Origin of the sequence: Phenylobacterium sp. RIFCSPHIGHO2_01_FULL_69_31, assembly GCF_001824475.1 — a bacterium.
Taxonomy (GTDB): Bacteria; Pseudomonadota; Alphaproteobacteria; order Caulobacterales; family Caulobacteraceae; genus Phenylobacterium.
Window position 1 is genome coordinate 1 of the sequence record NZ_MHXN01000024.1, and the last position, 20,370, is coordinate 20,370.

At 69.6% G+C, this 20,370-nt stretch carries 18 protein-coding genes; 9 read left to right on the plus strand and 9 right to left on the minus strand.

Features of this window, described 5'->3' with window-relative positions; genetic code table 11:
- The first annotated feature begins 89 nt into the window (after window positions 1–89).
- Together A2790_RS13685 and ybaL are read left to right on the plus strand one after the other, a co-directional pair.
- Window positions 90–1,538, plus strand: a complete 1,449-nt coding sequence (locus A2790_RS13685; protein WP_293392612.1) for a Do family serine endopeptidase — start codon at window positions 90–92, stop codon at window positions 1,536–1,538.
- Window positions 1,539–1,608: 70 nt separating this feature from the next.
- Entirely contained in the window at window positions 1,609–3,342 is a 1,734-nt protein-coding gene (ybaL, locus tag A2790_RS13690; protein ID WP_293392615.1) for a YbaL family putative K(+) efflux transporter, read from the plus strand.
- A gap of 102 nt (window positions 3,343–3,444) precedes the next feature.
- Here ybaL and groL read toward each other — a convergent pair whose 3' ends face one another.
- On the minus strand, window positions 3,445–5,064 hold the full coding sequence (gene groL, locus A2790_RS13695) for a chaperonin GroEL (protein WP_293392618.1): 1,620 nt from the start codon (window positions 5,062–5,064) through the stop codon (window positions 3,445–3,447).
- 16 nt (window positions 5,065–5,080) lie between these two features.
- A complete protein-coding gene (locus A2790_RS13700) occupies window positions 5,081–5,374 on the minus strand; it encodes a co-chaperone GroES (RefSeq protein ID WP_012520339.1) in 294 nt (97 codons plus the stop codon).
- Between the two features lie 298 nt (window positions 5,375–5,672).
- Between A2790_RS13700 and A2790_RS13705 the strand changes: the two genes are divergently transcribed.
- On the plus strand, window positions 5,673–6,527 hold the full coding sequence (locus A2790_RS13705) for an SDR family oxidoreductase (RefSeq protein WP_293392625.1): 855 nt from the start codon (window positions 5,673–5,675) through the stop codon (window positions 6,525–6,527).
- Window positions 6,528–6,563: 36 nt separating this feature from the next.
- On the opposite strand, the gene A2790_RS13710 is transcribed toward A2790_RS13705, so the two are convergent.
- A complete protein-coding gene (locus A2790_RS13710) occupies window positions 6,564–7,880 on the minus strand; it encodes a family 1 glycosylhydrolase (RefSeq protein WP_293392629.1) in 1,317 nt (438 codons plus the stop codon).
- 80 nt (window positions 7,881–7,960) lie between these two features.
- Here A2790_RS13710 and ppc point away from each other — a divergent pair, with 80 nt between their 5' ends.
- Window positions 7,961–10,624 (plus strand): phosphoenolpyruvate carboxylase, encoded by a 2,664-nt coding sequence (gene ppc / locus A2790_RS13715; protein ID WP_293392632.1) that lies wholly within the window; start codon window positions 7,961–7,963, stop codon window positions 10,622–10,624.
- Between the two features lie 46 nt (window positions 10,625–10,670).
- Here the strand turns inward: ppc and A2790_RS13720 are convergent, their stop codons facing one another.
- The 6 genes from A2790_RS13720 to A2790_RS13745 form a co-directional block, all read right to left on the minus strand.
- Entirely contained in the window at window positions 10,671–10,877 is a 207-nt protein-coding gene (locus tag A2790_RS13720) for a hypothetical protein (RefSeq protein ID WP_293392635.1), read from the minus strand.
- Between the two features lie 133 nt (window positions 10,878–11,010).
- Window positions 11,011–11,511 carry a DNA starvation/stationary phase protection protein gene (locus A2790_RS13725; protein WP_293392638.1) on the minus strand — a complete coding sequence of 167 codons (501 nt, stop codon included), beginning with the start codon at window positions 11,509–11,511 and terminating at the stop codon, window positions 11,011–11,013.
- 59 nt (window positions 11,512–11,570) lie between these two features.
- Window positions 11,571–11,699 carry a hypothetical protein gene (locus A2790_RS13730; RefSeq protein ID WP_293392641.1) on the minus strand — a complete coding sequence of 43 codons (129 nt, stop codon included), beginning with the start codon at window positions 11,697–11,699 and terminating at the stop codon, window positions 11,571–11,573.
- Between the two features lie 134 nt (window positions 11,700–11,833).
- A complete protein-coding gene (locus tag A2790_RS13735) occupies window positions 11,834–12,820 on the minus strand; it encodes a TerC/Alx family metal homeostasis membrane protein (RefSeq protein WP_293392644.1) in 987 nt (328 codons plus the stop codon).
- Window positions 12,817–13,125 carry a hypothetical protein gene (locus tag A2790_RS13740; RefSeq protein WP_293392646.1) on the minus strand — a complete coding sequence of 103 codons (309 nt, stop codon included), beginning with the start codon at window positions 13,123–13,125 and terminating at the stop codon, window positions 12,817–12,819. The genes A2790_RS13735 and A2790_RS13740 overlap by 4 nt, the downstream gene beginning before the upstream one ends.
- A gap of 125 nt (window positions 13,126–13,250) precedes the next feature.
- On the minus strand, window positions 13,251–14,345 hold the full coding sequence (locus A2790_RS13745; protein ID WP_293392649.1) for a trypsin-like peptidase domain-containing protein: 1,095 nt from the start codon (window positions 14,343–14,345) through the stop codon (window positions 13,251–13,253).
- A 193-nt stretch (window positions 14,346–14,538) separates the two neighbouring features.
- Here A2790_RS13745 and A2790_RS13750 point away from each other — a divergent pair, with 193 nt between their 5' ends.
- The 5 genes from A2790_RS13750 to A2790_RS13770 all read left to right on the plus strand — a co-directional run.
- A complete protein-coding gene (locus tag A2790_RS13750; RefSeq protein ID WP_293392652.1) occupies window positions 14,539–15,711 on the plus strand; it encodes a BON domain-containing protein in 1,173 nt (390 codons plus the stop codon).
- Window positions 15,712–15,830: 119 nt separating this feature from the next.
- On the plus strand, window positions 15,831–17,345 hold the full coding sequence (locus tag A2790_RS13755) for an ATPase domain-containing protein (RefSeq protein WP_293392655.1): 1,515 nt from the start codon (window positions 15,831–15,833) through the stop codon (window positions 17,343–17,345).
- The gene (locus A2790_RS13760) at window positions 17,335–19,392 is read left to right on the plus strand and encodes a PAS domain-containing sensor histidine kinase (RefSeq protein ID WP_293392658.1); all 2,058 of its coding nucleotides are present in this window, start codon (window positions 17,335–17,337) and stop codon (window positions 19,390–19,392) included. Before A2790_RS13755 ends, A2790_RS13760 begins: the two co-directional genes overlap by 11 nt.
- Before the next feature lie 52 nt (window positions 19,393–19,444).
- On the plus strand, window positions 19,445–19,651 hold the full coding sequence (locus A2790_RS13765) for a hypothetical protein (protein WP_293392661.1): 207 nt from the start codon (window positions 19,445–19,447) through the stop codon (window positions 19,649–19,651).
- A gap of 18 nt (window positions 19,652–19,669) precedes the next feature.
- The coding region (locus A2790_RS13770; protein ID WP_293392664.1) for an SMP-30/gluconolactonase/LRE family protein at window positions 19,670–20,370 on the plus strand (701 nt) is incomplete at its 3' end.

Genomic DNA, 20,370 nt, shown 5'->3' on the forward strand with positions numbered 1-20,370 from the left:
TGGGAACCGCCCCGCGCGGCCTGAACCGGAGACCGGCGGGGCCGCGCTCCCGCCGGTTTCCTTTTTCTTAGTCCGAGGAGAGGAGAGACATGCCTAAGCGCCAATCGCGCCTGCTTTGTTCTGTCGCCCTCGCCGCCGCGCTGGCCGCGGGCGGCGTGGGTCCGCTGACCGCGCCGGCGGCCGTGGCCCAGCCGGCGCGCAATCTGCCGGCCGGCGTCCCGTCGAGCTTTGCCGATATCGTCCAGCGCGTCGCGCCCGCCGTGGTCTCCATCGACGTGACTCGCAGCGCCCCGGCCCGTCCGAACCTGCCGCAGCTGTTCCCCGGCTTCCCGTTCTTCTTCGGATTCCCCGGGACGCCGGACGGCAACAACGGGACGCCCTCTCTGCCGAATGCGCGGGTGTCGGGCTCGGGCTTCTTCATCACGCCGACCGGCTACATCGTCACCAACAACCACGTCGTCGAGAACGCGACCAAGGTGAGCGTGCGCACCAACGAGGGGCGCGAGCTCGAGGCGCGCGTCATCGGCCGCGATCCGCTGACGGACCTGGCGGTGCTGAAGGTCGAGGGCTCGAACTTCCCCTATGTGACCTTCGAGACCAACGCGCGGCCGCGGGTCGGCGACTGGGTGATCGCCATGGGCAATCCCTTCGGCCTCGGCGGCACCGCCACCTCGGGCATCGTCTCGGCCTATGGCCGCGACATCGGCGAGGCCTATGTGGACTACCTGCAGATCGACGCCCCCATCAACCGGGGCAACTCCGGCGGTCCGACCTTCGACGTCTACGGCCGGGTGATCGGCGTCAACACGGCCATCTTCTCGCCCTCGGGCGGCTCGGTCGGCATCGGCTTCGCCATTCCCGCCGAGATCGCCGACCGCATCACCAAGCAGCTCATCTCCGGCGGTTCGATCGTCCGCGGCTACATCGGCGCCATGGTGCAGAACCTCACGCCGGAGATCGCCGAGAGCCTCGGCATTCCAGGCCGCAAGGGCGCCCTGGTGGCCGAGGTGACCCCGGGCGGGCCCGGCGACCTGGCCGGCCTGCGCGCGGGCGATGCGATCCTCAGCCTGAACGGCCAGGAGCTGACCTCGTCGTCCGACCTGACCCGGCGCGTCGGCGCCGCCCGCGAGGGCGACCGGCTGCGGCTGGAGATCTGGCGCGAAGGCCGTCGCCAGACCCTGGAGCTGCGGGCCGGGCGCCGGCCCGCCGATGATGCGCCCGGCGTGGTCAATCCGGCGGACGCGGCGAGCCTCGGCCTGACCCTGCGCCCGCTCGACCAGGCGGCCCGCACGCAATACCGGCTGCCGGCGACGGCGCGCGGCGTCGTCATCGACGCGGTCTCGCCAGGCTCGGACGCCGCTGAGAAGGGGCTCCGCGCCGGCGACGTGATCGACCGTGTGGGCGAGCGCAGCGTCGCAGCGCCGGCCGATGTCCGCGAGGCGATCGATGCGGCGCGGCGCCAAGGCCGGCCTTCGGTGCTGGTGCGCGTGTGGCGTGAGGGGCGGAGCCTGTTCGTGCCGCTGCGGCTGACGAGCTGAGGCGACACGGCGTCGCCGGCGGCGGACACCAGATCCGACCGCCGGCGCGCCCAGCCGAGGACGGGTCCGCATGCTGCACGAGACGCCCCTGATCGCCACCCTTACCCTGGCTTTCGTCGGGGCGTCGGTGTTGGGACTCATCGCCGGCCGGCTGCGCCTGCCGCCGATCCTGGGCTATCTGCTGGCCGGCGTCGCGCTGGGCCCGTCCACCCCCGGCTTCACGGCCAATCCGGAGCTGGCCTCCGAACTGGCCGAGATCGGCGTCATCCTGCTGATGTTCGGGGTGGGGCTGCACTTCTCCTACCGCGACCTCGTCAAGGTCCAGAGCATCGCGCTGCCGGGCGCGATCGCTCAGATCGTGGTCGCGACCCTGCTCGGCGCAGGACTGGCGTTGGGGATGGGCTGGCCGCTCGCCAGCGGCCTCACCTTCGGCCTCGCCCTTTCCGTGGCGAGCACGGTCGTCCTCGTCCGCGCGCTCGAGGAGCGCCAGCTCCTGGACACCCGAAGCGGCCACATCGCGGTCGGCTGGCTGGTCATCGAGGACCTGGTCATGGTGGCCGCCCTGGTGTTCCTTCCGGTGATCGCCGGGGCCTTGCCGGGCGGACGCCCCGACATGTTCGCCGAGCATGGCGGCGTGGGCCTGTCGCTCGCCGCGACCTTCGGCAAGCTGGCCGCCTTCGTCGCCCTGATGATCCTCGTCGGCCGCCGGGTGATCCCCTGGTCGCTGGCCAAGGTCGCCAGCTTCGGGTCGCGTGAACTCTTCACCCTGACCGTCCTCAGCATGGCGGTGGGCGTCGCCTATGGCGCCGCCAAGCTGTTCGACGTCTCCTTCGCCCTGGGGGCCTTCGCCGCCGGCATGATCCTCAAGGAGTCGGAACTCAGCCACAAGGCGGGCGACAACATCCTTCCGCTCCGCGACGCCTTTGCGGTGCTGTTCTTCGTCTCGGTCGGCATGCTGTTCGACCCCCGGACCCTGCTCGAGCGGCCGCTTGCGGTGCTGGCGACGGTGCTCACCATCGTCGTGGGCAAGTCGGTCGCCGCCTTCCTGATCGTGCGCGCCTTCCGCCACCCGCAGGACACGGCGGTGCTCATCGCCGCGAGCCTCGCCCAGATCGGCGAGTTCTCCTTCATCCTCACCTCCATGTCCCAGAACCTCGGCCTGCTGCCCGAGGAGGCGCGCGACCTGGTTCTGGCAGGCGCCATCGGCTCGATCCTGCTCAATCCCGCGGTCTTCTCGCTGGCTACGGAAATGCGGGCGAGGCGGCTCGGGCGCACCCCGATCCGGGACCTGGGCGACGAGCCGCTCAAGATCGATATCGCCGCGCCTCACCAGAGCGAACTGGCCGACCATGTGATCGTGGTGGGCTACGGCCGCGTCGGCCGGCGGATCAAGGAGGCCCTCGACCGGGACGGCGTGAAGGCGGCGGTCATCGAGACCGACATCGAGCGGGTCGAAGCCCTACGGCGCAACGCTGAGATTGCGATCCTCGGGAACGCGACGCGTGAGGAGGTGCTGCTGGCGGCCGGCGCCAAGACCGCCGTCTGCCTCGTCCTGGCGATCCCCGACGGGTTCGAGAGCGGCGAGATCGTCACCCGCGCCCGCGCCCTTAATCCTCAGCTTCGCATCGTGGCCAGGGCCCATTCGGAGGAGCAGACCGACCGTCTCCTGGCGAGCGGCGCGGACCGGGTGGTGATGGGGGAGAGCGAGATCGCCCGCACCATGCTGGCCGATCTCAGCGAGGCCGGCATCCTGCTGCCGCCTCAGCCGGAACAAGGCCTGGAGGCGGTGGCGCGTTCGCCCTGAGCGCCCCGCGCAGAAGGCGCTCGCAGCGACACGTATATATAGTGTCAGAGAAAGAACGCCGGCCGCTGAGAGGGGCGGCCGGCGTCGTGCTAGTGGGTTTGCTTAAGCCGCCATGGCGGCGTTCGCGCCGGCCTCGGGCTTCTTCGGCGCCTCGGCCACCGCAGCCTCGGTCGTGATCAGCAGTCCGGCCACGGAGGCGGCGTCCTGAAGGGCGGTGCGCACGACCTTGGCGGGATCGATCACGCCGGCCTGCACCAGGTCGACATATTCCTCTGTCTGGGCGTTGAAGCCGAAGGTCGGCGAGGCGTTCTCCAGAATCTTGCCGACGACGATGGAGCCCTCGACGCCGGCGTTTTCCGCGATCTGGCGGATCGGCGCCTGCAGCGCACGCCGCACGATGGCGATGCCGGCGTTCTGGTCGTCGTTGGCGCCGTTCAGGCCCTCCAGCACCTTGCTGGCGCGCAGGAGCGCTACCCCGCCGCCCGGGACGATCCCTTCCTCGACAGCCGCTCGCGTGGCGTGCATGGCGTCGTCGACGCGGTCCTTCTTCTCCTTGACCTCCACCTCGGTCGAGCCGCCGACCCGCACCACGGCGACGCCGCCGGCGAGCTTGGCCAGCCGTTCCTGCAGCTTCTCGCGGTCGTAGTCGGAAGTCGTCTCCTCGATCTGACGCCGGATCTGGCCGATACGGCCCTGGATGTCGGCCTTGTCGCCGGCGCCTTCGACGATGGTGGTGTCGTCCTTGGTGATGATGACCTTCTTGGCGCGGCCGAGCTGGTCGATGGTCACGTTCTCCAGCTTGACGCCGAGGTCCTCGCTGATGAACTGGCCGCCGGTCAGGATCGCGATGTCCTCCAGCATCGCCTTGCGACGATCGCCGAAGCCGGGCGCCTTCACGGCGGCGACGCGCAGGCCGCCACGCAGCTTGTTGACCACGAGGGTGGCCAGCACTTCGCCTTCGATGTCCTCGGCGATGACCAGGAGCGGTTTGCCGGATTGCACCACCTGCTCGAGCAGCGGGATGAGCGGCTGCAGGGTCGTCAGCTTCTTCTCGAAGATCAGCACCAGGGCGTCTTCGAGCACGGTCTCCATCCGGTCGGGATTGGTGACGAAGTAGGGGGAGACATAGCCCCGATCGAACTGCATGCCCTCGACCACCTCGAGCTCCATCTCGAGGCCCTTGGCTTCCTCGACCGTGATCACCCCCTCGTTGCCCACCCGCTCCATGGCCTGGGCGATCATGGCGCCGATCTCGCGCTCGCCGTTGGCCGAGATGGTGCCGATCTGGGCGATCTCCTCGTTGGAGGACACCTTCTTGGAGGTGGAACGGATCTCCTCCACGACGGCGGCGACGGCCTTGTCGACGCCGCGCTTCAGGTCCATCGGGTTCATGCCGGCCGCCACCGACTTCAGGCCTTCCTGGACGATGGCCTGCGCGAGGACGGTGGCCGTAGTCGTGCCGTCGCCGGCCTGGTCGTTGGTCTTGGAGGCGACCTCGCGCAGCAGCTGGGCGCCGAGGTTCTCGAACTTGTCCTCCAGCTCGATCTCCTTGGCGACGCTGACGCCGTCCTTGGTGGTGCGCGGCGCGCCGAAGGACTTCTCGATGACCACGTTGCGGCCCTTGGGGCCCAGGGTCACCCGCACGGCGTTCGCCAGGATGTTGACGCCGCGCAGCATGCGGTCGCGGGCGTCGGTGGAGAAGTGGATCTCTTTCGCTGCCATGTTCAGCACTCCTGCGTCAGGCGGCGTCCAGGACGCCCAGGACGTCGCTTTCCTTCATGATCAGGAGGTCTTCGCCGTCGATGCGGACCTCCGAGCCGGACCACTTGCCGAACAGCACCTTCTGCCCGGCCTTCAGTTCGGGTTCGAGACGCCGGCCGTCCTTGTCCCGGGCGCCGGGGCCGACGGCGAGCACCTCGCCCTGCTGCGGTTTTTCCTTTGCGGTGTCGGGGATGATGATCCCGCCCGGCGTTTTGGCGTCTTCTTCGACGCGCCGGACGAGGATCCGGTCCCCGAGGGGTCGAAACGTCATTCCAGCCTCCGTTCCTCCGCCGGGCCCAGGGGCCCAGCCCCTTCATCCTCTTAAAGTTCAGCCGAAAGGGCGGCGCGCCAGCTGCGCCATGTCAGCCCGGCCGGCCCCTCGCGCGCGAAACGTCGGCGAAGCGGCAAAGTTCCGCAAAAGGAAGTACTCGTGCGGTGACGTTGCTTGCGGCGGGCTCCGATGGTGCACCACAGTGCACCGTCTAGACAGTGCAGGCCAAGTGGAGTTCCGCGAAACCCCGTCGCCCAGCCCTACGTTTTGCGCTGGTCCGTTCCACTCGGAGGCCAAGATGACCGAGCCCCAGCCGCCGTTCCCCGACCAGAGCCAAACCCCGCCGGGGACGACGTCACAGATGGAGCCCAAGCCCGACCACGGCGAGCAGTCCTACAAGGGATCGGGCCGCCTGGCAGGCAAGGCAGCCCTGATCACCGGCGGGGACAGCGGCATTGGGCGGGCCGTGGCCATCGCGTTCGCGCGGGAGGGCGCAGACGTCGCGATCGGCTATCTCAACGAGCACGACGACGCCGAGGAGACCCGGCGCTGGGTGGAGACGGCGGGACGTCGCTGCCTCTTGCTGCCCGGCGACCTTGCCGACCCGGCGCATTGCCGCGCCTTGGTGGAGAAGACCGTCAGCGAATTCGGTCGGCTCGACGTGCTGGTCGACAACGCCGCCGAGCAGGCGACCTACAAGAGCCTCGACGAGATCAGCGAGGAGGCCTGGGCGCGGACCTTCCAGGTCAACATCCACGCCATGTTCCACCTGGCCAAGGCGGCCCTGCCGCACCTGAAGCCGGGGTCGGCGATCATCAACACCACCTCCATCAACGCGGACGATCCCAATCCCTCCCTGCTGCCCTATGCGACCACCAAGGGCGCCATCCAGAACTTCACCGCAGGTCTGGCGCAGATGCTCGCCGAGAAGGGGGTGCGGGTGAACTGCGTCGCGCCGGGTCCGATCTGGACCCCGCTGATCCCGGCCACCATGCCGCCCGAGAAGGTGAGGCAGTTCGGGGCCAACACCCCGATGAAGCGGCCGGGCCAGCCCAAGGAAGTCGCACCGGTCTATGTGCTCCTGGCCTCGGACGAGGCGAGCTACGTCTCGGGCGCAACGGTGGCCGTCACCGGCGGCCGGCCGATGCTCTGAGGCCGTCGGGCCGCCGCCGTGACCAGGAGCTTCCTTTCAGTCGCTTCGACCCGCGCCAGGAAGCGTCCCGGCCGAACCCCGCGCGAGCCGGCGCTCGCGCGCTTCGGCCATCCGGCGCTGCACGAAGCCCTCCTCGAACTCGCTGGGCAGGATGACCGGGACCTGCAGGCAGATGCTCTGGGTGGGAAGGACGTCGCGCCAGGCGGCGATCAGCTCCTTGTAGGCCTGGCCTACGGGCCGGATTCGCCGGTCGAGGTCATAGAGCCCAAGCGCGTTCACCCGCCCGTTCTTTTCGCGAAGCGCCGTGTCCCAATCGACCTGATCGGTCAGCGAATACCAGGTGAAGCCGACGATCGGCACGCCGTCGTTGCGGATGCGCAGGACGTTGGCCCACTCCTTCCAGAGCCACAGGACCGCCTCGTCGCCCCGTTCGCCCTGAAGGTAGTTGGTCTCGGTGTGCATCACCGGCAGGTGATAGCGGGCGTAGTACTGCCGCGTGATCTCGTCGTAGCCGAACACCTCCCCGGCGGCGCGGGTGTGGCCGTCCGGCCAGATCCGGTGCTCGTTGGTGACGTAGTAGTCATTGCCGAGGATGCAGTGCGACTTCAGCCGCGCGTGCATGAAGAAGTCGTACTCCGCCGCCGTCATCCCGTTGTCCATCAGGTAGCGGTACATCTCGGAATTGACCCGGATCCCGTAGTTCAGGTCGAGCGCCAGGAAGCGCACGGCGTTCATGAACTCCGCCGGGCCGATGGCCGCGGGACTGTCGGCATGGAAGTATTCGGAGGACTCGCTCTGTACGAAGAGCGCGTCGGGACGCACGTCCAGGATCGCCTGCATGGCCAACACATTGGCCCGGGCGATGTGCTTGAGGGCGGTGACGAAGCCGCGGTCGGTCGTCATCTGCTCGTTCCACCAGCCGTACCTGGCCGAGAAGGTGGCGCAGATGAACATCTCGTTGATCGGGGTGTAGAGCTGCACCCAGGGAAAGCGCCGTGCGAAGTCGCCGGCGTAACGGGCGAAGAGGGCGGGGAAGTCGGGGTTCTGGAAGTTGCCGATCCAGTCCGGCACGCCGAAGTGGCAGAGGTCGGCGATCGGGACGATGTCGCGCCGTCTCAGCTCGGCGAACGCCTGATCGGTGAATTCCCAGTCGTAGCGCCCGTCCGCCAGCCAGACCCGGTGCAGCGGCGGGCCGTAGCGCAGGAAGTGGACGCCGAGATCCTGGACGAGGGCGAAGTCCTCCTGCCAGCGCGCGTAGTGGCGGCAGGCGTCCATCTCGTCGACCCGCGTGCGGCCCTGGTGGATGGTGGGGTAGGAATTCTCGATCCCCGTGGCGAACATGAAGAGCGTCATCGGTCCGTCCTGAAAGCCTCCGGGGAAACAAACACGGCCTTGCCGCGAAGGTTCTCGGCAGCCGTCGGAGCCTACGGACCATGAGCGCAACCCCGCCGGGCGACGTTCGATCGGCCACCCAGGAGGTGGGGGCGCTGCTGGGGCAGATCATCCGCGAGGAGGACCCGGCCGCCTTCGCGCGCATCGAGGCGGTGCGTCGGCTCGCCGTGGCCCGCCACTTCCAGGGCGCGGCCGGGGAGCTGCCGGCGCTGCTCGACGGCCTGAGCGCCGACGACGCCTTCAAGGTCGTGCACGGCTTCGCCTGCTTCCTCCAGGCGGCCAACGCGGCCGAGGACGCGATGCAGGTGCGGCGCGCGAGCCTGGGCGAGGACGCCGTGCGCCTCGACGACGTGCTGGCGCGCCTCTCCGAGGCCGGGATCGACAAGGATCAGGTGCGCGCCCTGCTCGAGGAGAGCCTTGTCGTTCCGGTCTTCACCGCCCACCCGAGCGAGGTGCGCCCCCGCAGCGTCCTCGAACACGCCCGCGTCCTGCGCGAGACGCTGCAGGCGCTGGCGCGTCCTGACTGCGGACCCGGGGAGGCCGCGCTGTCGGAAGCCTTGCTGCGCGAAGTCGCGCTGCTTTGGGGCACGCGGCTGCTGCGAAGCGCCAGGCCGTCGCCCCTGGACGAGGTTCAGAACGCCGTCGCGGTGATGCGCACGAGCCTGCTCTCAGCCGTGCCTCAGCTCTACGAGGCTTGGGAGCGGCGGCTCGGGGTCGGGCTGGCGAGCTTCCTGCGCCTGGGCAGCTGGGTCGGCGGCGACCGCGACGGCAACCCCTACGTCACCGGCGAGGTGCTGCTGCGCGCGCTGGCCCGCCAGGCCGAGGCCGTGCTCGGCCACTACCTCGAGGAGGTCCGCCGGCTGGGCGTCAGCCTTTCGCTGTCTGAGGACCTCGCCCCGCCGCCGCCGGAGCTGACCGCCCTGGCCCAGAGCCTCGGGGACGTCCATCCCACCAGCGCCGGAGAGCCCTACCGCCGCGCGCTGACCGCCGTGTACGCCCGGCTCGCGGCCACCTTCCAGGCGCTCACCGGCCGCGCGCCGCCCCGGCCGGCGGCCGCCGCAGCCCGGGCCTACGCCGCGTCGGACGAGCTGATCGCCGATCTGGAGATCTTGCAGACGTCGCTTCTGAAGACGCACGCCCAGGCCTTCGCCCACGGGCCGCTGCCAAACCTGATCCGCGCGGTACGTGTGTTCGGCTTCCACCTGGCCAGCCTCGACCTTCGCCAGAACGCCGCGGTGCACGAACGGGTGGTGGCCGAGCTCCTGGCCGAGGCGGGGGCCTGCCGCGATTACCTCGCCCTCGACGAGCCCGGCCGCCAACGACTCCTCCTGGAGGAGCTGTCGCATCGGCGTCCGCTGTTCTCCCCGCTCGGCCGCTATTCCGAAGAGACCCTGCGCGAGCACGCCGTCTTCAAGGCCGCCGCCGACGCGAGGGCCCGGTTCGGCGCCGAGGCGCTTGGCGCCTACATAGTCTCCAACGCCGGTTCGGTGTCCGACCTGCTGGAGCCCTACGTCCTGATGAAGGAGGTCGGCCTCTTCGATCCGGGCGGACCGTCGGCGGCTCTGCGTGTGGAGCCGCTCTTCGAAACCATCACCGACCTGCGGGCCGCGCCCGAGGTGCTGGCCGCCTATCTGGAGACCCCGGCCGTGGCGTCGCTGCTGCGCGCCGACCCGCGTCAGGAGGTGATGATCGGCTATTCCGACTCCAGCAAGGACGGCAGTTACCTGACGTCCAGTTGGCAGCTCCACCGCACCTCCGCCGCGCTGTCCGCCCTGGCCGACGCCAAGGGGGTCCGCCTGCAGCTCTTCCACGGCCGGGGCGGAGCGGTTGGCCGTGGCGGCGGCTCGAGCTTCGAGGCCATCCTCGCCCAGCCGCCGGGGGTGCTGCGCGGCCGCATGCGGCTGACCGAGCAGGGCGAGGTGATCGCGAACAAGTATGGCGACGCTGCGCTCGCGCGCCGCAGCTTGGAAGCCCTGGCCTGCGGCGTGATCAGCGCCTCCTTGAAGCCCGCTGCTCGGGATACGCCCGCCCCCGACGCTGAGGCCATGAACGCCATCGCCGAGGCCTCACGCCAGGCGTACCGCGCGCTCGTCTACGAGACCGAGGGCTTCGCCGACTTCTTCTTTGCGGCCACGCCGATCGCCGAACTGGGCGAACTCAACATCGCCAGCCGCCCGGTGTCGCGCCAGGCCACGCGGACCATCGAGGGCCTGCGGGCGATACCGTGGGTGTTCTCCTGGTCGCAGGCGCGCGTGATGCTGCCCGGCTGGTATGGGTTCGGCGCGGCCACGACGCAGGCGGATCTGGCGCGGCTCAAAGCCTGGTGGGCCGAATGGCCGTTCTTCCTCGCCACCTTGCGCAACATGGAGATGGTGCTGGCCAAGGCCGACCTGGCGATCGGCGCGCGCTACGCCGATCTCGTGCCGGACGCCGATCTTCGCGACCACGTGTTCGGGCGCATCCGTGGGGAGTGGGATCGCACGGTCGACAGGCTGCTGCAGATCACCGGCCAATCGCAGCTGCTGGAGCGCGAGCCCCAGCTCGCCGAGGCGATCAAGGGACGGCTCCCGTACATCGATCCGCTCAACCACCTGCAGATCGAGCTGATCCGCCGCCGCCGTGCGGGCGAGGAGGACCCCAAGCTCAAGGAAGCCCTGCTGATGACCCTGAACGGGATCGCCTCAGGCCTGCGCAACAGCGGGTGAGGATAAGGGAACAGCCGCGGCCCGGGCGGGCGCGCGGCTGCCTTGGCTACTTGAAGTTGGGAGCGATCAGCATCGCCGCGGCGGCGAGCAGGCCCAGCGTAAGCAGGCCGATCATGCCGACGCGATCGACAGTCCGCTCCAGCTTCGGGAAGGCCGCGGTCTCCAGGGCGTGGATGGCCTCGGCCTCCCGCCGACGCAGGTCTGTGCCTTCGGCCGACAGCCAGCGCCGGACATCGCGGAACAGGTTTCTCATGACCACATCCTCCGAAAAGCAACATGGTGACGAGAGGGCCGCGGGGAGGGTCCCCGCGACCGTCTGCCGGGCCCATGGCGGCGCCCGGCAATAGGCGATTTAGGGCGCGCGCACCGGCGCGCAACGCTGCAGATCAGTTGGGCGCGAGCGTCGCGCGCAGCATCCAGGCGTGCTTTTCGTGCGCGGCCAGCCGATCGTTCAGCAGGTCGACCGTCGCGGCGTCGCCCGCCGCCTCCGCCGCCTGGATCGCGGCCTTGACCGTGCCGCACACCTGCTCGTGGTCGCTCAGCAGGTCGCGCAGCATCTCCTGAGCGCTCCAGTGCGGATCGCCGTCCTTCACTCCGGTCAGGTTCGCCATCGAGGCGTAGCCCTGGGGCGCGAGCGCCCCCAGCGCGCGGATCCGCTCGGCGATCTCGTCGAGGGAGGCCCAGAGCGACTTGTACTGTTCCTCGAACAGATGATGCAGCGCCGGGAACTGCGGCCCGCGGACGTTCCAATGGTAACCGTGGGTTTTCAGGTAGAGCGCGTGCGTGTCGGCGAGCAGCTTGCCGAGCGCCAGCGCGACCTGATTGGCGCCGGCCGCGGGCGCCGAAGCCGCCGGCGAACTCGTCTTGGGCGTCTCTTGAGTCAGCATGCTTGTCCTCCAAGATTGCCGCCGCGGCGGCCCTTGGTCGGCGCCGCCGCGGCGTGCGGTTACGGGGTCATGAACCCGCCGGTCTGGCCCATCCGCTCCAGCGATCGGCCAAGCTCGCGGCCGAGTCGCCGCAGGGTCAGGCGGACGCGGCGCCAGCCGGCGCGGGTCCATGGGTTCAGCTTTGCCATAGCCACATCCTCCGTGAGCACATGGGTATGGATGGCCCTTGTCGGGCCTCGCGGCTCTCGCCGCTCAGAGCTGATCTAGGTCGGGGCGGGCCGCCCGCAATCGGCTTCGAAGCGCCCCGACGCAGGTTCTTGCATCACTGGGCCAGCCGCTCCGACGCCGGCGCCGCCGCGTCCGGCTTGGCGGCCTTGCGGGTGCGCCAGAGCGAGTAGGACACCCCGCCGATCAGCACGCTCAGGGTGACCGCTAGCGAGATCATCGGGTCGATCTTCCCGAAGATGACGTTGTAGAAGATCTTCGCGCCGGCCAGGGCCAGCAGCAGGCCCATGGCGGCCTTGAGGTGCTCGAACCGGTTGATCACGTCGGCCAAGGCGAAATAGAGCGCCCGCAGGCCCAGCACCGCGAAGATGTTCGAGGTGTAGACCACGTAGGGGTCCGTGGTGATGGCGAAGATCGCCGGCACGCTGTCGATCGCGAACATCACATCGCTGAGCTCGACCAGCACCAGGGCCAGGAAGAGCGGCGTGGCCGCCAGCCGGCCGGTGTCGGTTCGGACGAAGAAGCGGCTGCCGTGCAAATCCTTCGTCACCGGCAGGCGTCCGATCATGAACCGATAGAGGGGATTGTTGAGCGCGTCGGCGGCCGCGCTGTGCGGGCGGCTGAGGCGCCAGCCCGCATAGAGCAGGAAGGCCCCGAACACCGGCAGCACCCAGGCGAACTCGTGCACGAGCGCAGCGCCCAGCCCGATCAGCAGCGCTCTCAAGACGAGGACGCTCAGGATCCCCCAGAATAGCACGCGGTGCTGGAGCTCGCGCGGGACCAGCAGCATGCCGAAGATGGCCGAGATGACGAAGACGTTGTCGAGGGAGAGGCTCTTCTCCAGCAGATAGCCGCTGAAGAAGGCCGCGCCGGCGTCCGACCCGAGCGTCGCCCAGGTCCACACGCCGAAGGCCACGGCCACCAGGATGTAGGCGCCGCTGAGGAGAAGGCTCTCCTTGAGGGGGATCTCGCGGCTCTTGCGGTGCAGCACGCCGAGGTCGAAGGCGAGCAGCCCGATGACCACGGTCACGAAGATCGCCCAGAGCCAGAGGGGCTTGTCGAGGAATTCGGCGGTCCAGATCATCTCTTCTTACGCTCCCGCCGCGCCGAGGGGCTGCGCACCTGCTTGCGCACGGCGCGGTAGTCGGCGGCGGCGTTCGGATCGAATTGCTCGAGGGCGTCGATCAGCGCATCGAGGTGCGAGACGGCCTCGAAGTCGGTGAGGTCGCGCGCGTCGGCCCACTCCAGGCCCAAGGCGTCGTTGGCCCAGGCGAGCAGGATGATACGCTTCTGGTCGTCGCGCAGGCCCGGGTGCGCGATCACGTCGGCCGGTCGGGTGAAGGACGAGGCCGGGTCGATGAGCGCGTCGGCGAAGGCCGCTGCAGCCATCGGCCGGGCGACCTCCGCGACATGCTGTTCAGCTCCGTTGACCCTCGACACGCCTAACATCCCGTCTCGACACAACAATCCTTCAAGAGGCGATGTAGAGCGGGGCAGGGGGCGCGCAAGGCGCGCTATTCGGCCAGGCGCTGCAGCATGTCCTCCGGCGGCCGGGCGACCAGGGTGAGCTCCAGGCGCAGGCGCTGACCGGTGCGGAACAGCTCGAGCGCGATGCGGTCGCCCGGCCGCTTGCCGGTGACGGCGCGGGTGACGGCTTCGGCATCCTCCATGTCGCGGCCGTCGACCTTGAGGATAGCGTCGCCCGGTTTGAGGCCGGCGACCGCCGCGGGCCCGCCGGGCGTGACGCTCGCCACCAGCGCGCCCTTGGGTTCGGACAGGCCCAGCGCGGCGGCCGCGTCGGGGCTGATGTCCTGCAGGGCCGCGCCCATGTAGCCCCGTTCGATCGGTCGCCGCGCGATCAGCCGCTCGGCGATGGAGCGGGCGGTGTCGGCCGGGATGGCGAAGCCGATGCCGACATTGCCGCCGGACGGGGAGAGGATGGCGGTGTTGACGCCCACGAGCTGGCCTTGCGCGTCGAAGCTCGGGCCGCCCGAGTTGCCGCGGTTTATGGGCGCGTCGATCTGCACATAGTCCACGAAGGAGGAGCCCAGGTCCCGTCCGTAGGCCGAGACGATGCCGGCGGTGGCCGTCGCGCCCAAGCCGAAGGGATTGCCGATGGCGATCACCCAGTCGCCCACCTTCGGCGAGCCGGCCCGCTTCAGGTCGACATAGCTGAAGCGTCCGCCCGACACCTTAAGGACGGCCAGGTCGGTGGCGGGATCGCTGCCGATCAGCCGCGCCCGCAGGCGGCGCTCGTTGTGCAGGACGACTTCGATCCGTTCGGCGCCCTCCACCACGTGATGGTTGGTGAGCACATAGCCGTCCTCGGTGATGAAGAAGCCCGATCCGGAGGACATCCGCCGGGTGGGGGGGACGAGCTCAGGGTTCAGGAAGGGCAGGTCCGGCAGCACCAGCATCGGCGGCGAGGGAGCACCCTCGGCGTAGATCGACACCACGGCGGGCGCGACCCGCTCGATGACGGGCGAGAAGCTGTCCGGCGCCCCGCCCCGGGCGAGCGGCGCCACGGCCGTATTGACCCGTCCGTTCGACGGCCAGTGGGTGGCGATCAGCGCGCCGCCCAGCGCGGCCGCCAGCAAGGCGAGCGCCAAGGTCAATATCCGCCAAGCCCGAGGCGACATGCTCCGTCTCGTGGTCGATCAAGGTTGAGGCGACGCGCGCCTGCGCCGCCGCGTCGGCCCAGCAAACGACCAAGGCGCAGGTTCGGTTTCGCACGTCTTCCCCTCGTCGGCGCCCGCCCTAAATCGCCGCCATGAGACCTGAAATCGGAAGCGAGGAAAGGCCATGATCTCGGATGTGGAGTTGAAACAGCGGGCCGAGGCGGAGATCTCTGCGGCCCTCGGCGACGACGCGTGCGATCTCGCGGTTGCTGTGAAGGATTCCGTCGCCACCCTGAGCGGCTTCGTGAGGCGCTATTCCGACGCCTGCATCGCCGAGCACGCCGTGCGCAAGGCCGGCGCGCGCGGCGTCGCCAATGAGATCGAGGTTCGCCTTCCGCTGCTCGACCGCCGCAGCGACCCGGACATCGCCCGCGCCGCACTGAAGGCGCTAGAAGCCGAGGACCTCGGCGTCGCCGAGCGGATTTTCGTGCGCGTGAAGGACGGCGTGCTGACCCTGGACGGAACGGTCGACAGCCCGGCCCAGCGCCTCGCCGCGGCGCGCGTCGTTCGGCGTCTGAAGGGAGTGAAGGACCTCCAGAACCAGCTGCGCGTCGAAGAGCGACCCGCAGAACCCCAGACCGCGCCGTCGTCCGAGCCGGACCCGACCGTTCGCGCGCCGGAGGAGCCGCGGTCGTTCGCCGAGCCCGGCGTGAAGGACCCCGCCATCCTTGCGACCCACGTGCGCGAGGCGGTCGGCGTGGTGGACAGCCTCGAGGAGCTGGAGGAGCTGGTGAACCAGCTGACCACCCACGGGGTGGACCGCACCGACATCAGCCTCATGGGCTCCTTCTCGGCGGTCTTCCACAAGCTGAAGAAGGTCTATCGCCGCCCTGACGAGGTGGCGGACCTGCCGGACGTGCCGCGCCGGGCGCTGGTCACCCGCGACGACGTGTTCGTCGCCACGCCGCTCGTCTTCGGCACCCTGCTGACCGTCGGCAGCTTCGGCGCGGCCCTGCCGATCGTCGCCTCGGGCGGCGCGCTGGCGGCGGCTGTGGCGGCCGCGATCGGCGGCGGCGCGGCGGCCGGCGCCCTGGCCCGCATCATCCGCGACAAGGTGGTCAACCCGCGTGACGCTGCGCGCCTGGAGGATGACCTGACGAGCGGCGGCCTGGTGGTGTTCGTGCGGGTCGACACCCCGGACGAGGAAACCCAGGCGCTGAAGATCATGCGCGATGTCGGCGCCGACAACGTGCACGTGCACGAGATCGACATCCGGCGGACCCGCGAGGACGTGCCTCTCGGGGCCATCCAACCTCTGCTGGGTGAGGCGCTTCCGCAGGCGGAAACAACGCGGTAGCAGGATTTCGGGAGGTCGCGCCGGCTGGCGCGGCCTATTCCCATGTGGTCTATAGTGCACGCAAGTTCAGCCGCTAAATCGTATCGGGGGCCACGCCTGCACCCCGTAGGGGTTCAGGAATGATGGATGCTGTTTCGCAGGAGCTCGAAGACGATCGCCCGGTGCCCTCGGGGATCGCAGGACTAGACGAGATCCTGGCGGGGGGATTTTCCCGCGGGAGCGTGCACCTCGTCGAAGGCGCCCCCGGCACCGGCAAGACGACCTTGGGCCTGCAGTTCTTGCTCGACGGCCGCGAGCGCGGCGAGCGGGGCCTCTATGTCACCCTGTCGGAGACCAAGCGCGAGCTGATGCGCTCGGCGCGGACCCATGGCTGGAGCCTGGACGGGATCGACATCTTCGAACTGGTTCCGCCGGAGCTGACGCTCGATCCCGAGCAGGAACAGACGCTGGTCTACGCCTCGGACCTGGAGCTGGGCGAGACCGTGGCGATGGTGCGCAAGGAGGTCGAGCGGGTGAAGCCCAACCGGGTGATCTTCGACAGCGTCTCGGAGATCCGCCTCCTGTCTCAGGGCTCGTTGCGCTACCGCCGCCAGGTGCTGGCGCTGAAGAACTTCCTGTCGCTCCAGAACTGCACGACGCTGTTCCTCGACGATCTGACGCAGCAGGCCGAGGAGACCAGCCTGCACAGCATGGTCCATGGCGTCGTGCGGCTGCATCAGACGGCCCTGCAGTTCGGCGGCGACCGCCGGCGATTGCAGATCTCCAAGCTGCGCGGCCGGGAGTACAAGGGCGGCTTCCACGACTTCGTCATCCGCAAGGGCGGCCTGCGGGTGTTTCCGCGTCTCATCGCCGCCGAGCACGACAAGGACGCCGCGGCGACGCCGCCGGTGACGACCGGGATCGTGGAGCTGGACGCGCTGCTCGGCGGCGGCCTGTCGCGCGGCACCAGCACCCTGATCATGGGCCCGTCCGGCACCGGCAAGTCCTCTCTCACCCTGCACGTCGTGGCGGCCGCGCTTGAGCGCGGAGAGCGGGTCCTTGTGGTCTCCTTCGACGAGACGCGCCGCGTTCTGCTCGCCCGCGCCCAGGGCCTCTCCATCGACCTCGAGGCCGCCGTCGCCGAGGGCCGCCTGGCGCTGGAGCATATCGATCCCGCCGAGCTGTCGCCGGGCGAGATGATGGGGATGATCCGCCAGCACGTCGAGGCCGGCGCGCAGATGGTCGTCCTGGACTCGCTCACCGGCTACCAGAACGCCATGCCGGAGGAGAGCTATCTCATCCTCCATATGCACGAGCTTCTGAGCTACCTCGGCCAGAAGGGCGTGGTCACCCTGCTGGTGCTGGCCCAACACGGCCTCGTCGGGCCTATGCAAAGCCCCGTCGACCTTACCTACATCAGCGACACGGTGCTGCTGCTGCGCTTCTTCGAGGCCGGCGGCCGGATCAGACGGGCCTTGTCGGTGATGAAGAAGCGTACGGGACCACACGAGGAGACCATTCGCGAGTTCCGCATCGGTTCGGAGGGTTTGCGCGTCGGACCCGCCCTGGAGCAGTTCCACGGCGTGCTGACGGGCGTCCCGGCGTTCTCGGGCCCGACCTCGACCCTCCTGGAGCCGAAAGCGGATGAGGCCTGATCCGGTCCAGGATCCGCTGCTGGTCTTCTGCCCGATCGGCCGCGACGGCCGGGTCGGAGTCGAGCTGCTCCGCAAAGGCGGCCTGCCGGCGCGCGTCATCGACAGCTTCGATCCTCCGGGCGGCTACACGGACACCGGGGGCTTGCTGGTCGCTGAGGAGGCCTTCGAACGGGCCGATCCGGAGCCGCTGTTCGCCTGGCTGAAGAGCCAGCCGCCCTGGTCGGACTACCCCATCATCCTGCTGCGAAACCGCGACAGCGGCGTCACCCCGCAGGTCGAGGCCCGCTTCAACCGCCTTGGCAACGTGACCATCCTCGAGCGGCCGCTGCACCCGACCAGCCTGGTGAGCGCGGCCAGCGCGGCGCTGCGAGCGCGGCTGCGCCAGCGCGAGGCTGAGGCCTATCTACTCGAGCGCCTGCGGGCCAGCGAGGCCCTGCGCGAAACGGAAGGCCGGTTCCGCAACCTCGCCGACAGCGCGCCAGCCCTGATCTGGATGTCCGACGCCGACGGCCAGGTGATCTACGCCAACCGGCGGCATGCCGATGTCTTCGGGCGGCCGGCCGACACCTTCACGGGGGCGGGATGGCTGAGCGTCGTCTTCGATGACGACCGAGAGGCGGTGCAGGCCGCCTGGCGCGAGGCCTGCGTTGCCCGGGAGAGCGCCAGCTTCGAATACCGGGTTCTCGACCGCGACGGACAGCTCCGCTGGCTGCACTGCGAGGCGGCGCCGCGCGGAAGCGACGGGACCTACATCGGCCACGTGGCCTCGGCGACTGACGTGACCGACGTGAAGCTCTCGGCTGAGCAGCTGGAGCGGCGCGTCGAGGAACGAACCGCCGAGCTCGCTGCGGCGAACCGCCAGCTCCTGGCGGAGATCGCCGAGCGCGAGAAGATGGAAGCGACGCTGCTGAAGATGCAGCGGCTGGAGGCGGTCGGCCAGCTCACCGCCGGCATCGCTCACGACTTCAACAACCTGCTGCAGGTCATCGTCGGCGGGCTCAGCATGGTCGAGAAGGGCGGCGACCCCGCCAGGGTCCAGTCGCGTATCCAGATGATGCGCCAGGCCGCCCAGCGCGGCGCCACGCTCACCAAGCAACTGCTCGCCTTCTCGCGCCGGCAGAAGCTCGCGCCCCAGGCGGTGAACCTGAACGAGGCGCTGGAGGGCATGCAAGGCCTGCTGCAGGGCGCGATCGGCGGCAGCATGGCGCTGGAGTTGAAGCTCGGGACAGCGCTCTGGCCGGCTCTGGTCGACCCCACCCAGATCGAGATGATCGTCCTCAACCTGGCGATCAATGCCCGCGACGCCATGGACGTGGGGGGGCGCCTGACCGTGCTGACCCGCAACGTCACCATCAGCGGCGCGCGCGCGCGGCCCGAAGAGCCCGAGCCCGGCGACTATGTGATGGTGGCCGTCAGCGACACCGGGTCCGGCATGCCGCCGGAGGTGTTGGAACGCGTGTTCGAACCCTTCTTCACCACCAAGGGGGTCGGCAAGGGGTCCGGCCTGGGGCTCAGCCAGGTGCTCGGCTTCGCCAAGCAGTCGGGCGGCGGCGTCTCCATCGAGACCGAGCCGGGCAAGGGCACGACGGTGAAGGTGTTCCTGCCCCGCGCCAAGGGCCTCCAGCAGGACGCCTCGGCGTCCCTCCTGGCCGACGGGCTCAGGGCCACCGGCAAGGGCGGGACGGTGATGATCGTCGACGACGACGAGCTCGTCCGCGAGACCACGGCGCACATGCTGGAGCAGCTCGGCTACCGCGTCGTCCAGGCCGGCAGCGGCGGCGCGGCGCTCGAGATCCTCGACAGCCGCCGCAAGCTCGACCTTCTGATCGTCGATTTCGCCATGCCGGGCATGAACGGCGTCGAGCTCGCCAAGCTCGCCGCCGCCAAGCGGCCCCAGCTGCCGATCCTCATGGCCACAGGTTTCGCCGACCACAGCGCGATCCAGCACCTGGCCGCCGAACAGGTTCTCACCAAGCCGTTCTCGGAGGCGGAGCTCGCCCAGCGGGTGCGCCGCGCGCTCGAGGATGGCGTCGGCGCCACAGCTTGAAGCGCCGCTATGGCGCTCTGCAACAGTTTTGCGGCCAGCGCATTTTCCGGGCATGAACCGCCGCTTTGTGGTCGCCAAGCTTCGGGGCTCGCAGGACGTCTCCGGCATCATCCTGCCGGAGAGCACCGATCGCGCGCAGCTGCTGCAACGCGGGGCCGAGCTCCTCTCCCACCTGACCGCTTCGCGCGTACGGCCAGATGAGGTCGAGCTGCTGCCTTACTTCCCGCCTGAACGCGACCAGATCCGGCTCGCCTCCTAGCCTTCATCGGGCCTGCCGATGACGGTCCAGGTCACGGCCATCCAGCAGGCGCCGTCCTGCATCCTCGGGGAGGGGCCCTTCTGGGACGCGGGCGCAGGCCGGCTCCTGTGGGTCGACATCGTCGGCCGGCAGGTTCACGCGCTGGAGTCGAAGACAGGACTGACCCGGCAGTGGGCGACGCCGCTGCTCGTCTCGGCCGCTGTGCCGGCTCGCTCCGGCGCGCTGATGCTGGCGATGCAGGACGGCATCTATCGGTTCGATCCCGAGCAGGAAACCCTGCGGCTGTTCTGCCGCGCCGACGCCGATCCGGAGAACCGGTCCAACGAGTGCCGCTGCGACCCGCAGGGCCGCCTCTGGCTTGGGACCATGCACAACAACATCGCTCCCGACGGCGCCCCACGTCCGGTCACCCGGTTCACCGGCGGCCTCTTTGTCGTTGGGCCAGACGGCCGCAGCCGTCGCCTTCTGGGCGACATCGCCGTCGCCAACACCCTGGCCTGGAGCCCCGACGGCGAGCGGCTCTATTTCGCCGACAGCCGCCGCAAGCTGATCTGGCGCTTCCGCTACGATCCGGAAGGACCGACGCTGCACGACCAGGAGGTGTTCGTCGAGGGCGGCCCGGGCGTTCCGGACGGCTCGGCCATGGACGCGGACGGCTTCCTGTGGAACGCGCGCTGGGGCGCCGCTTGCCTGATCCGCTATGCGCCCGACGGCCGAGC